The organism is Martelella sp. K41-7 (assembly GCF_055808365.1).
Genome location: NZ_CM147867.1, coordinates 2,315,820 through 2,328,219, shown reverse-complemented (window position 1 = coordinate 2,328,219; position 12,400 = coordinate 2,315,820). Strand labels below are relative to the sequence as shown.

Genomic DNA, 12,400 nt, shown 5'->3' with positions numbered 1-12,400 from the left:
CCCGGCTGCAAAACTCTCTAAAACAGGCTGCCCTGTTCAGGCGGTTTTGGTTTTGATGCCGTTTTTTTGCGTTTTGGCTTGGGCTTTTCCGTCTTTGGCTCCGGTGCAGCAACGCCTTCGACGGTCGTCGCGCTGACACGGCCATCGGAAAATTCAATCTCGATGCCTGTGCCGGGACCCAGGCCGGAGGCGTGTGAGACGGGCTGGTTTTCACCGTCGCGGATCACGGCAAAGCCGCGCGCCAGCACATTCTTGTAGGACAGCGAATTCAGCACCCTTTGCTGGCCCGCAATGGCCGCCCGGTGGGTTTTCAGCTGTGCTGAAATTGCGGTATCGGCGCGTGCTGCCAGAACGGAAACCTGCTCGCGGTCACGCGCCATGATCATTGCGAGCCGCTGCGGCATGCCCGAAAGCCCGGAGACGCTGCGCTCAAACGTCCGGCGCTTGTTGATGGTGTTAAGCTCCAGCGCCCGCGTCAGCCGCAGGCCCGCTTCATCGAAACGGCGGCGCGGCAGGGCCAGCAACTGGTCGAGAGAGGGCAGGCCGCGCGCCAGACCCGTGAGTGTCTGGCGGCGGAAATCCATCAGGCGGGCCATCGCGGAGGAAAGACGGGCCGTGGTTCGGGCCTGATCTGCGACCAGTTCAGCCTTCACCGGGACCGCGCGTTCGGCGGCACCCGTCGGTGTCGGCGCGCGATAGTCGGCAGCGTGGTCGATCAGTGTCCAGTCGGTCTCGTGTCCAACAGCGGAGATCAGCGGAATATCGCTTTCATGAGCCGCGCGCACCACGGCCTCATCATTAAAACCCCAGAGGTCTTCCAGCGAGCCGCCGCCGCGTGCAACGATCACCACGTCCGGGCGCTTGACCGGGCCGTCCGGCGTGCAGGCATTGAAGCCGCGAATGGCAGCGGCCACGGCATCGCCGGAGCCTTCGCCCTGCACCTTGACCGGCCAGACCACGACATGAACCGGAAAGCGATCGGTGATGCGGTGGAGAATATCGCGGATGACGGCCCCGGTCGGCGAGGTCACGACACCGACGACGCGCGGCATGAACGGAACCGGCTTTTTGGAGTTCTCGTCAAAAAGCCCTTCGGCGGCGAGCTTTTTGCGGCGCTCTTCCAAAAGCGCCATCAGCGCGCCGGCGCCTGCAGGTTCCAGCGATTCCACCACGATCTGGTATTTCGAGGCGCCGGGGAAGGTCGTGACCTTGCCGGTCGCGATCACCTCCATGCCTTCTTCCGGCTTGATCTTGAGGCTGGAAAACACGCCGCGCCAGATGACTGCATCGATGCGGGAGCGTTCGTCCTTCAGTGAAAAATAGGCATGGCCGGAAGAATGCGGGCCGCGATAGCCCGAAATCTCGCCACGAAGCCGGATCCGGTCGAAACGGTCCTCGACGGTGCGCTTGATGGAGCCGGAAAGCTCCGAGACCGTGAACTCGGTCAGATTGCTGGCTGATTCGGTGTCAAACAGGTTACTCATGGCGCCAGTTTAGCCGATCCGTCCCCGTCTTTCACCGGCGTTCCCCGTAAATTCCCGCTGCCTGTGGCTCTGGCACAATCTGTCCTAAGCGAACCTATCAAGGAGAACTGAGATGACAGACCGTTTTGCTACTCGCAATGCAACACCGACAAGCCCGGCCTATAGCGGATTCTCGATCACTGCTGATGACGCATTGCCACTCGAGGAAGTCACACGGGCGCTTTATATCGGCATCTCCGGCAATCTTTCGGCGACGCTGATTTCCGGAGAAACCCTGACCTTTGAAAACTTGCCTTCGGGGTTCATTCTGCCCGTTCGCATCAGTCATGTGCTTGCCACGGGCACCACGGCCGGGGCTTTGGTGGGGCTGGTATGAGGATCACAAACAGGATATCGCTGATTGATCGCCTGAACAGGGCGCAGGGGTTTTGGCTGACACCGTTTTATCAGGCCCTGCCCGAGGGGGAGGCGGAGATGCTGGGCCCCGCCGCTGTTGTTGATGCCGCTAGCAGCCAGTATGCCCTTACAGTGGTTGCCTCCGCCGATATTGCGCCTGCCTTACCCTCAGACCTGACGACACTCACGACCGTTACCCTTGATAATCTGATCACCTTTACCCGGCCGGGTGAGGCGACCTATGTCGGCGCTGACGGGCTGATCCATACCGCTGCGGTAGATGTTCCGCGCTTTGATTACACCAATGGGCGGCGGCAATTGCTGCTTGAGGGGCCGGCGACGAATTTGTGCCTCAACAAGGACATCACTCTTTTGAGCAGGGGCGCAAATACGACCGTTACCCATATGCCCGACGAGATCGGTCCGGATGGGCAGACCGGCAATGTTTACCGGGTAGAGATGCCGGCGGCGAGCCTCACTTACGTGCTGTTGCACTCCATCAATCAAGGGGTCTCTGTTACGGCCTCCTTGTTTGCGAAGAAATACAGCGAAAGCCTGAAGGATTTTTCCATAACCGTCGGAAGCAGCGTTCAAACAGTGCACACGGCAACAGACGAATGGACACGGTATTCGGAATCCCGGGTGACGGGGAATTACAATGTCGGATTGACGAATAATACCCCGGATTCAAGTGACGCTTACGCCATAGATATTCTGGTGGCGTTTCCGCAAGTTGAAAGCGAGGTCGGGGCAACGTCATATATCCCGACAGCGGGAAGCGCGGTGACCCGTCCTGCTGACAAGGCGCAGCTTTCCGAAGCGCTCGCGGCATTGCTGCGGCGTGGCGAGGTCAGTGTCTTGCTCCAGGGCGAGAGGATTTACGGAACCGGAACGGGCGGATCCGGCTGGCTTCTCAGTGGCCCGGGCGGCGGAGATTATCTGTTTGTTCTCGCCAGCAATGGCGTGCAGATCAAGGGCGGAATGCCAGGTTATGTCCTGGCGTCCATAGCCCAGCCGCTCCCGAAGTTCGGGGTAATCTCGGCCTGGGATAGCCTCAATCTTGAAGGCGTTTATTCCGGTGATGGGGTCATCAGAACTGGCTCCGGCCCGCAAAGTGCAGACCTGTCTTCCGTCCTCATTGCGCGCAACGCGTCGTCTGGCTTTGCCAATGTTTGGTATGATCAGATCGTCATCTGGCCCTTCCGGATGACAAATGCAGACCTTCAGGCAAAGGCGGTGCCCTATGCGTGATTTTTATCTCAGATTCGCAGATCACGCCGAGGCGCATTCGGTGCTGGTAACCGCAGGCGCTGACGTTCCGGATGCGCTGGAATATCGTGACAGCGGCCTGCCCAAGGGCATGCTGATCATCAAACCCGTGGGTGCCGACTGTGATGGCCTTGTCTATGCCCCGACAGGTGAGATTGAAACCTACGAAGACGGGTTTGAATATCCCGTCACAGACCCGGTTTCCGGCTATCACGTCAATATTCGCATGGCCGAAGACGCCGTGCTTCCAGCAGGGCTTGCTGGTTTTGAGGTGGCGCCGAAACCGGAAACACCGACGGAACGGTTCTCTTGACCAAAATGAAACAAGGGCGACCGTCTCGGTCGCCCTGAGCATTTTAGCCATCGCATGACGCGGACGGACAAATCTATTCGTTGATCAGCCGCTTCAAAAGCTCGACTTCCTGCGAAAGCTTCTGGTCCTTGTCGAGAAGATCCTCGATCTTGCGCACGGCGTGGAGAACGGTGGTGTGATCGCGACCACCGAACCGGCGGCCGATCTCGGGAAAGGACCGCGGCGTCATCGTCTTGGCGAGAAACATCGCGATTTGCCGTGGCTTTACGATTACGCGCGTGCGGCGATTGGAAACAAGCTCCTGCCGAGTCACGCAATAATGGCGGGCGACGACGCGCTGGATGTCCTCGATCCTGACGCGTCTCGGTTCGCCCGTTCCCACCAGATGAACGAGCAGCTCGTCGACGCGCTCGATCGAAAGGTTCGGCTCGAATGAGCGGCGGAACAGAAGCTGGTTGAACGCGCCTTCGAGCTCACGACCGCTTGCCGTAACCTTGTCGGCAACATGTTCGAGCACGCTTGTCGGGATATCGATAGAAGGATCTTCCTGCTGCGCCATAGAAAGACGGCGCTTCAGCATCTCTAGCCGCATCGTGTAATCGGGGGCCTCGACTTCCAGCGAAACACCGCCGGTCAGGCGAGAGCGGACGCGCGGGTCGAGCGATTCCAGTTCCCAGGGCGCGCGATCTGCTGCGACGACAACCTGTTTGGCGCTGTCGAGCAAAGTGTTCAGCAAGTGGCAGAACTCGTGCTGGATCATCTTGCCTTGCAGGAACTGCATGTCATCAATGACCAGCAAATCGATGTTCCTGAGCAGAATCCTTGAGAGTCAGCGCGTCATTGTCACGGATCGCGGTCGCAAACTTCCACATGAAGTATTCAGCCGTCAGATAGACCACGCGCTGTTTTTCAGGCGCGGCAAGCGCAGCATTGGCGATTGCCTGCAGAAGATGCGTTTTGCCAAGCCCGACAGACGAGTGAATGAACAGCGGATTGAAGCGTACGGCTGCCATTGATGATTCAGCAATGGTTTTCGCGGCAGCGAAGGCCACCCTGTTTGATGCTCCTTCAACAAAGCTGTCGAAAGTGAAGAACGGATCGAGCGGCGATCCGAACACCGTCTGTCCGCCGCCGAAAGAGCCGCGCGCCGGGTTGCTCTCGGGTTCGTGCATCACCGGCTGGTCGTTCTGCGCGCGCGGCATCGGGCGGGCGGCTGGTGTCTGCTGCGTCTGACGCAGTTTAGGCTTCTCGGCGGCGACCGGCGCGGGCTGAGCCCGTGTTGCCGAGCGTACGAGAATTTCGACCTTCAGCAACTGCGGGCGTTCGGAGCGGGCGATTTCCGCCAGCAGATCAAGATAGTGATTGTTGATCCATGATTTCAGAAAGGCGGTTGGCACCGAAAATCGAAGAACGCTCTTTGAAGAGGACGGGTGAAGTTTCAAGCGACCGAACCAACTGGCGTAGACGTCGGTGCCCACATGGGCCTTGAGCGCCGTGCAGAAGCGCTCGAAAAACAGATTGTCGGTGTTCAAGGCAGCGTCTGGTGTTTCATCGTGCTCTTCCCTGCAAACCTCCGAAACGCCTGCGTTCTGCTCAGTGCTCGGGGCCACCATTCTCGTTCTCATTCTCTGCCGCCTTTCAAATTTCATCACCCTGGCGCAAGCGGACAATGCGCTTGCGGCCTGTTTCATCCTTCGGCCTTTCGCAAAAGGCCTTTTTGAATTGCCCGGTCATTGCCGGGCTTGGGACCATCTTCGCGGAACCTGCATTCCCTTCCTCGTATTGGGTGATGCCGACTGCAAAGTGTCCGATATGCGTTTCTGGCTCCTGTTGCCCGTTCCTCAATTTTACATGCCTAAAAAAGGGCACAAAAAAACCGTACCGGTTTTGATGCAAACCAGTGCGAAATCTGAGATTGTTGGAAGAGCGAAACCAAAACGGTCACGCTTCCAGCTTCAGGAAGACAACGCGCTCCTTGAGAACACGCCCCTCCCGCGAGTGCGAGAGCTCAATCCGTCCGCTGATGTGGAAGCCATTTAGGCAATAACGGTGGACAATTTCAACAAGGATTTTTACTCAAATCGACGCTGGCTGCATTGACTCAGAGAGGCGATTTTGACTCGCCGGAGCCGGTCGGAAAAGAATCGCTGTTGAATCAACTAGATTCAGAACTCACTCAATTTCAAAGCGCGAATCGGCCACAAAAAAATAAAATGACTTGACGTGTCATGGACGTCCAAAACGATACCGAAAATTGCCGGAGTATGGTGGACCTCTTGTAAGCATCTGAATTTATTAACTAAAAGTCGTCATTTTTGTGACATGTATCTGAAATGTGATTGTCATGCAGGCCAAGCCTATGAAGACAAACAAAAAACCCGGCCAGTGGCCGGGTTTTCAAAAATCTAATCGATGCGCGCTTGTTTAGGCAGACAGCGTCTTAACCCGCTGGGTAAGGCGCGAAACCTTCCGCGATGCCGTGTTACGGTGCAGGACACCCTTGCTGGCAGCGCGTGCGATTTCAGGCTCGGCCACCTTCAGTGCTTCCTTCGCCTCGTCAAGATTGCCGGCTGCAAGCGCCTCTTCAACCTTGCGGACGTAGCCGCGAACACGCGAGCGGCGGGACTTGTTGATGGCGGTACGGCGGGCCATTTTGCGCGTCGCCTTTTTCGCCGAAGTTGTATTGGCCATTTAAAGTCTCTCTTCGAATTTGGTCGCAAGCTCCGACATCGGCGGCGCGCCGTAAGGCTCAGATCGCTTTTCTGCCGGGAGCAATTGATGAAGCTACGATCAGCTTTCAATACTGTGGGCGGGCATATAAAGCCAAATGGACTGTCCGTCAATGTTGAATTGTTGAAAAGTCCCGTCTAGCCCGGCGCTTTATGATAGCTTTGGCAACCTGCGGCGTCCGGTACCATTGCCATTATGCCGGTGCGTTCTAAACTTCAAGAGCATATGATTTCATCCGGCGCCTGCCGATATCCCGGCGGGCCCAGCACAACGGGCAAAAACATGCGTGTCACTGTCTTTTCCGCAAAACCCTATGACGAAGACTTTCTCAAAGCCGCCAATGAGGGACGCCACGAACTGGTGTTCACCGAGGCGGCGCTGCATGCGCCGACGGCCAGGATCGCAGCTGGCTCAAAAGCCGTTTGCGCCTTCGTCAACGATGATCTCGGGGCCTCGACGCTTTCTGAACTTAAAGAGGTTGGGGTAAAGCTTGTGGCGCTCAGATGCGCCGGCTTCAACCGGCTCGACCTGACTGCGGCGGATGATCTGCAGATTGCTACAGCCCGTGTTCCCTCCTATTCGCCTTACGCGATCGCGGAACATACGCTGGCGCTGGTGATGACGCTGAACCGCAAGATTCATCGTGCCTATAACCGGGTGCGGGAAGGCAATTTTGCGCTCAATGGCCTTCTCGGTTTCGATCTGCACGGCAAGACGGTTGGAATCGTCGGCACTGGCGGTATCGGCCGGAACGTAATGCGGGCATTCAGCGGCTTTGGCTGCAATATCCTCGCCTTCGATCCCTATCCCAATGACGAGGCCGTGGCTCTCGGCGCGCGCTATGTCGACAAGGACGAACTGCTGGAACGCTCCGAGATCATCACGCTGCATTGCCCGCTGACGCCCGAGACGCGGCATTTCATCGACGAGGATGCGATCAACGCCATGCAGCGCTGCCGCATGCTGGTCAATACCAGCCGCGGCGGTGTCATCGACACGCTGGCCGTCATCGAAGGGCTGAAGTCGGGGCGAGATCGGTGCGCTGGCTCTCGATGTCTACGAGGAAGAAGAGGACCTGTTTTTCCGGGATCTGTCCTCGACGGTGATCCGCGATGATATTTTCGCGCGGCTTCTGACATTCCCCAATGTGCTGATCACTGGCCATCAGGGCTTCTTCACCGAAGAGGCGCTTTACAATATTGCCCGCACCACCATCGGCAATATCACGGCCTTCGAGGAGAAGGGCGCAGCACTTCACCCGATCGAGCGGCGCTAGCCCTTCTGGCAGGCCGGGCAGTAAAAAGTCGACCGGCCGGCTTGGACGGCGCGCGCTATAGTGCCGCTGCAATCCGCGTGCGGGCAAGGGGAGCCGGTGCGGTCATAAGCGGAGAAGGAATGCTGGAAATAGCCGAGCGTTCCGTCGGTCTTGCGATGGTCGCGCAGCGTCGAGCCTCCTGCTTCAATGGCCTCGGTGATGACCGCGCGGATGGCGGGAACGAGGGTTTTCAGGCCGCCTTTCGGCCTTCCCGTTGGCGTGACGAGGTGACCGGCGGCACGGAACGGCGAGAGCCTTGCCCGCCACAACGCTTCGCAGACATAGATATTGCCGAGGCCCGCGATATTACGCTGGTCGAGCAGAGCACTCTTGATGGCCTGGGTTTTGCCGACGAAGCGGGTGGCCAGGTATGCGGCATCCAGGCGGTTGCCGGTCGGCTCCGGTCCGAGGCCGGCAAAGCCGGGATCGGCCTCAAGCTCGGATTTCGGCGAAAGCTTGATGAAGCCGAAGCGACGTGGGTCATTATAGATGACGCGCCTTGCCGGCGACCCGCTCAATTGAAACACCACATGATCATGCAGCGCATTGACATTGCGCGGCGCATGAAACCAGCCAGGCAGTTGCGCATTGTCTGCCTCCTCGACCCGCCAGGAGCCGGACATGCCGAGATGAGCGATGATCGTCATGCCGTCATCGAGGTCGATCAGCAGGTATTTCGCGCGGCGACCCAGCGCGACAATCGTCTTTCTCTCCACAGTCTCGACAAGGTTTTCAGGAAAGGGAAAGCGAAGGTCGGCGCGGTTGAGGACGAGTTTTTCGATCCGGCGGCCCTCCATGGCAGGCGCCAGTCCGCGACGGACGGTTTCGACTTCGGGCAATTCCGGCATGTTATTTTAAGCCTTTGGCGTTTCGCTTTATTCCGTTTCGGTTTATAGCCGCACTGTCGGCGGGCGGCAGCAATAGCGCAAGGCTTCAGCTTTCGCTATGGTCGCCTGCAAAATCAATCGGGTAACGGATAGGTGCGAACATGGCGGAAAGCCGAACCGGCGCGAACGGTGGCATGGAAACCTCCTTCGGCTTCAAGGATGTGGCCGACGGTGAAAAACAGCCGCTCGTCAACGACGTGTTTCACAAGGTCGCCAAGCGCTACGACATGATGAACGATCTGATGTCGGCAGGCCTGCACCGGGCCTGGAAGGAGGGCATGGTTGGTGCGCTCAATCCGCCGCCGAGCCCCGATTACCGTGTGCTCGATGTTGCCGGCGGCACCGGCGACATTGCGTTTCGCATCGTCAAGGCCTCGCGCGGTCTGGCGCAGGCAACAGTGCTGGATATCAACGGCTCCATGCTCGCCGTCGGCGAGGAGCGGGCGGCCAAGAAAGGGCTTTCCGGCAATCTCACCTTTGTCGAGGCCAATGCGGAGGATCTGCCGTTCGAGGACAAGAGTTTCGATGCTTATACGATCGCCTTCGGCATCCGCAACGTGCCCCATATCGACAAGGCGCTGGCGGAGGCATATCGCGTCTTGAAGCGCGGCGGGCGCCTTCTGGTGCTCGAATTTTCAGAGGTCGAGATGCCAGTCCTCGACAAGGTGTACGAGGCGTGGTCGTTCCACGCCATTCCGCTGGTCGGCAAGGCGGTCGCCGGCGACGGCGAGCCCTATCGCTATCTAGTCGAATCGATCCGCAAATTCCCGAGCCAGAAGGATTTTGCCAGCATGATTGAGCACGCCGGGTTCTCGCGCGTCAAATTCACCAATTATTCGGGCGGTATTTCCGCACTTCATTCTGGCTGGAAGCTTTAGGCACGGCTCATGGGCGCGTTTCGATCCTATTTCAGTCTCCTCGGCGTCGGCTGGGTGCTCGCCCGCGAAGGCGTGATCAATGCACTGCCGTCGGAAGGCCTGCCGGCCTATGCGCGCCTTGTGAAGACCCTGCTTGTGCCGTTTGCACGGCCCGGCGCGCGCAAGAAGGCGCGGTCCGACCGGCTTGGCAAGGCGATCTCGCGGCTCGGTCCTTCCTATGTCAAGATGGGCCAGTTTCTGGCGACGCGTCCCGACGTGGTCGGCGATGGCTTTGCCAACGATCTTGCGCAATTGCAGGACCGGATGCCGTTTTTTCCGGTGGAGGCTTCGAAGTCCACCATCCGCAATTCGCTCGGTCGCCCGGTTGAGGAACTGTACACGTCTTTCGGTGACCCGATTGCTGCAGCCTCTATCGCGCAGGTGCACCCTGCGGAAGTGATTGACCGCGACGGGCGCCGGCATAAGGTCGCCGTCAAGGTGATCCGCCCCGGCATCCGACAGCGTTTCCAGGAAGACCTGGGGGCGATGTATCTGGTTTCGCGCATGCAGGAGCGGTTTATCCGTTCCAGCCGGCGGCTGCGCCCGGTTGATATCACACGCACGCTGGAACAGACTACCAAGATCGAGATGGATCTGCGGCTCGAGGCGGCGGCGATTTCCGAGATGACGGAGAATACCGCCGAAGATCAGGGGTTCCGCTTGCCGAAAGTGGACTGGGAGCGCACCGGGCGCGATGTCGTCACCATGGAATGGATCGACGGCGTCAAGATGTCCGATCTCGAGGGTCTGAAGGCTGCCGGTCACAATCTGGAAGAACTGGCGGTCACGCTGATCCAGTCCTTCCTGCGCCATACGCTGCGCGACGGTTTCTTTCACGCCGACATGCATCCGGGCAATCTGTTCGTCGACCATGACGGCATCATCGTCGCGGTCGATATGGGCATTGTCGGACGGCTCGGAAAGAAGGAAAAGCGGGTTCTCGCCGAAATCCTTTATGGTTTCATCACCCGCGATTACATGCGGGTGGCCGAGGCCCATTTCGAGGCCGGCTATGTGCCGGGGCATCACAACAAGGCCTCGTTTGCTCAGGCGATCCGCGCCATCGGCGAACCGATTCACGGCCAGTCTGCCGAGACGATCTCCATGGGCAAGCTTTTGACGCTGCTGTTCGAGATCACAGAAATTTTCGACATGTCGACCCAGACGCAGCTCATCAACCTGCAGAAAACCATGGTGGTGGTCGAGGGCGTGTCACGCATGCTGGACCCGCATTTCAACATGTGGAAGGCCTCCGAGCCGGTGGTCGGCAAGTGGATCGAGGAGAATCTCGGGCCGAAACGCGTGCTTTCCGATATGCGTGATGGCATGCGCGCCGCGCTGAAGCTGGCTGAAGCCGTGCCGGAAATCGCCGACAAGACCGAGAAATTCCACAACGAAATCATCGCCATGAGCGAAAAGGGCCTGCGGTTTGATGAGACGACGGCCGAAGCGATCGGCAGGGCCGAGGCCCGTCACACCCGCTCTGGCCGTTTGGCCCTCTGGCTGATCGCCATTGTGCTTGTCTACATCGCAGTCGCAGCGTCGTTCGTCTGGTTCGGCTAAATCTGGCGAAAGCTGTTTTTGTTTGCCGCTGGCCGCACCAGGCTGTCGGCGTTTTTGACCATTTTATGGAGTATTGCTGATGCGCATCGGCGGACGCCTTTCGGGCGCGATTGAAGTTCTGACGGATGTGGATGAACGGCGGCGGCCAATCGCCAGCGCTCTGAAGGACTGGGGCACGTCGCATCGTTTCGCCGGTTCCGGCGACCGTGCGGCCATCGGCAACATTGTCTATGATGCGCTGCGGTTGAAGTTGTCCCATGCCTTTCTGATGGATGATGACAGCCCGGCAGCCCTTGCCCATGCAGTGTTGTTCCGCCAGTGGGGGCTTTCGCCCGAGGCGCTGGCTGAACAGCTCGATGGCGACAAGTTCGCCCCTCAACCTCTGCCTGAGGCAGCACTTGAGGCCTTTGCTGCGCGTGACCTCGCCGAGGCTCCGGATGAGGTTCGCGGTGATCTCCCGGCATGGCTGCTGCCATCGTTCAAGGCGAATTTCGGTGACAACTGGCTTGCCGAAGCCGAGGCATTGAACCTCAGGCCGTCGCTCGATCTGCGTGTCAACACGCTGAAGGCAAAACGCGAAAAGGTGATGAAGGCATTGAGCCGAAGCGGGCCCAAGGAAGGTGAGATCGCGCCGGATTGCCTTCGCATCGCGCCTGGGAACGGGTCTGACCGCCTGCCCAACGTCACTGCCGAATTGTCCTTCCAGAAGGGCTGGTTCGAAGTGCAAGATCAGGGATCGCAGATTGTGGCGACACTGGTTGGAGCGAAGGCCGGCGATCAGGTTCTCGATTTTTGTGCGGGCGGCGGCGGCAAGACGCTGGCGCTTTCAGCCGCGATGGGCAATGCCGGGCAGGTTCACGCTTACGATGCCGACCGCAATCGCCTTGCTCCGATCATCGAGCGACTGAAGCGGGCGGGGACGCGCAATGTGCAGGTCCATGACGCAATTGCTGATCTTGATGGGCTTGCGGGGCGGTTCGATCATGTTCTGGTTGACGCGCCGTGCACGGGGACCGGCACATGGCGGCGCCGTCCCGACATCAAATGGCGCCTGTCGGAAAAGAACCTGGATGAGCGCATGGCCCAGCAGGCGGAAGTACTGGCCGAGGCTTCGCGTTTCGTCAAGCCGGGCGGGCGGCTCACCTATGTGACCTGCTCTCTTCTGCCGGAAGAAAACCAGCACCAAATTGCCGCGTTCCTGGCAAGCGAGCATGGCAGCGTGTTCGAAGCCATCGATATGGAGCCGGTCTGGACGGCGACATTCCCGGGCGTTGACGCACGACCGCATTTCTCCGGCGAAGGCTATGCAACACTGACACCGGCAGCAACGGGGACCGATGGTTTCTTTTGCGCGACTGTCAGCCGAAAATTCTGAGAACCAGCACCTGAACTGACGAACATCAAGGCGCGAGATCGGCGTGTGTGGCAAATGTCCAGTCGATAACTGGATTATTTGACACAAGTTTATTTTTCCTTCATGTAGGCCGCGATTAACTTAGCGTGAACTTCACTGAAGGAGAGGGATT

10 protein-coding genes and 3 pseudogenes are annotated in these 12,400 nt (G+C 58.8%); 8 read left to right on the top strand and 5 right to left on the bottom strand.

All coding sequences use genetic code 11. The annotated features are described in order from the left end of the window. Window positions 1–17 precede the first annotated feature (17 nt). Window positions 18–1,484, bottom strand: coding sequence for an exodeoxyribonuclease VII large subunit (gene xseA, locus AC0L7L_RS11065; RefSeq protein ID WP_473509009.1), 1,467 nt, complete (start codon window positions 1,482–1,484; stop codon window positions 18–20). 112 nt (window positions 1,485–1,596) lie between these two features. Between xseA and AC0L7L_RS11060 the strand changes: the two genes are divergently transcribed. The 3 genes from AC0L7L_RS11060 to AC0L7L_RS11050 are packed head-to-tail and all read left to right on the top strand — an operon-like array spanning window position 1,597 to window position 3,462. Beyond that, window positions 1,597–1,860 (top strand): spike base protein, RCAP_Rcc01079 family, encoded by a 264-nt coding sequence (locus AC0L7L_RS11060; protein WP_272211963.1) that lies wholly within the window; start codon window positions 1,597–1,599, stop codon window positions 1,858–1,860. Further along, window positions 1,857–3,131: a phage head spike fiber domain-containing protein gene (locus AC0L7L_RS11055; RefSeq protein ID WP_473509007.1), complete on the top strand. Its 1,275-nt coding sequence runs from the start codon at window positions 1,857–1,859 to the stop codon at window positions 3,129–3,131. The genes AC0L7L_RS11060 and AC0L7L_RS11055 overlap by 4 nt, the downstream gene beginning before the upstream one ends. After that, the gene (locus tag AC0L7L_RS11050) at window positions 3,124–3,462 is read left to right on the top strand and encodes a hypothetical protein (protein ID WP_272211961.1); all 339 of its coding nucleotides are present in this window, start codon (window positions 3,124–3,126) and stop codon (window positions 3,460–3,462) included. The genes AC0L7L_RS11055 and AC0L7L_RS11050 overlap by 8 nt, the downstream gene beginning before the upstream one ends. A 73-nt stretch (window positions 3,463–3,535) precedes the next feature. Here the strand turns inward: AC0L7L_RS11050 and dnaA are convergent. Both dnaA and AC0L7L_RS11040 read right to left on the bottom strand, forming a co-directional pair. After that, window positions 3,536–4,601, bottom strand: a pseudogene (gene dnaA, locus AC0L7L_RS11045) (chromosomal replication initiator protein DnaA); the annotation flags it as partial. Between the two features lie 108 nt (window positions 4,602–4,709). Beyond that, window positions 4,710–5,075, bottom strand: a pseudogene (locus tag AC0L7L_RS11040) (DnaA N-terminal domain-containing protein); the annotation flags it as partial. Between AC0L7L_RS11040 and AC0L7L_RS11035 the strand changes: the two are divergent. Further along, window positions 4,981–5,502 (top strand): hypothetical protein, encoded by a 522-nt coding sequence (locus tag AC0L7L_RS11035; protein ID WP_473514028.1) that lies wholly within the window; start codon window positions 4,981–4,983, stop codon window positions 5,500–5,502. The pseudogene AC0L7L_RS11040 and the gene AC0L7L_RS11035 sit on opposite strands and share 95 nt — an antisense overlap. Window positions 5,503–5,886: 384 nt before the next feature. Here the strand turns inward: AC0L7L_RS11035 and rpsT are convergent, their stop codons facing one another. Then, complete coding sequence (rpsT, locus tag AC0L7L_RS11030) at window positions 5,887–6,153, bottom strand: 30S ribosomal protein S20 (RefSeq protein ID WP_272211958.1); 267 nt, start codon at window positions 6,151–6,153, stop codon at window positions 5,887–5,889. Between the two features lie 321 nt (window positions 6,154–6,474). On the opposite strand from rpsT, the pseudogene AC0L7L_RS11025 reads away from it, so the two are divergent. After that, window positions 6,475–7,468, top strand: a pseudogene (locus tag AC0L7L_RS11025) (2-hydroxyacid dehydrogenase). On the opposite strand, the gene mutM reads toward AC0L7L_RS11025, so the two are convergent. Further along, window positions 7,465–8,355 (bottom strand): bifunctional DNA-formamidopyrimidine glycosylase/DNA-(apurinic or apyrimidinic site) lyase, encoded by an 891-nt coding sequence (mutM, locus tag AC0L7L_RS11020; protein WP_473509005.1) that lies wholly within the window; start codon window positions 8,353–8,355, stop codon window positions 7,465–7,467. The pseudogene AC0L7L_RS11025 and the gene mutM sit on opposite strands and share 4 nt — an antisense overlap. A gap of 140 nt (window positions 8,356–8,495) precedes the next feature. Between mutM and ubiE the strand changes: the two genes are divergently transcribed. The 3 genes from ubiE (at window position 8,496) to AC0L7L_RS11005 (ending at window position 12,249) form a co-directional block, all read left to right on the top strand. Next, on the top strand, window positions 8,496–9,272 hold the full coding sequence (gene ubiE / locus AC0L7L_RS11015; protein WP_272211955.1) for a bifunctional demethylmenaquinone methyltransferase/2-methoxy-6-polyprenyl-1,4-benzoquinol methylase UbiE: 777 nt from the start codon (window positions 8,496–8,498) through the stop codon (window positions 9,270–9,272). Between the two features lie 9 nt (window positions 9,273–9,281). Continuing rightward, complete coding sequence (gene ubiB, locus AC0L7L_RS11010) at window positions 9,282–10,874, top strand: 2-polyprenylphenol 6-hydroxylase (RefSeq protein ID WP_272211954.1); 1,593 nt, start codon at window positions 9,282–9,284, stop codon at window positions 10,872–10,874. A gap of 79 nt (window positions 10,875–10,953) precedes the next feature. After that, window positions 10,954–12,249 carry an RsmB/NOP family class I SAM-dependent RNA methyltransferase gene (locus AC0L7L_RS11005; RefSeq protein ID WP_272211953.1) on the top strand — a complete coding sequence of 432 codons (1,296 nt, stop codon included), beginning with the start codon at window positions 10,954–10,956 and terminating at the stop codon, window positions 12,247–12,249. Window positions 12,250–12,400: the final 151 nt, after the last annotated feature.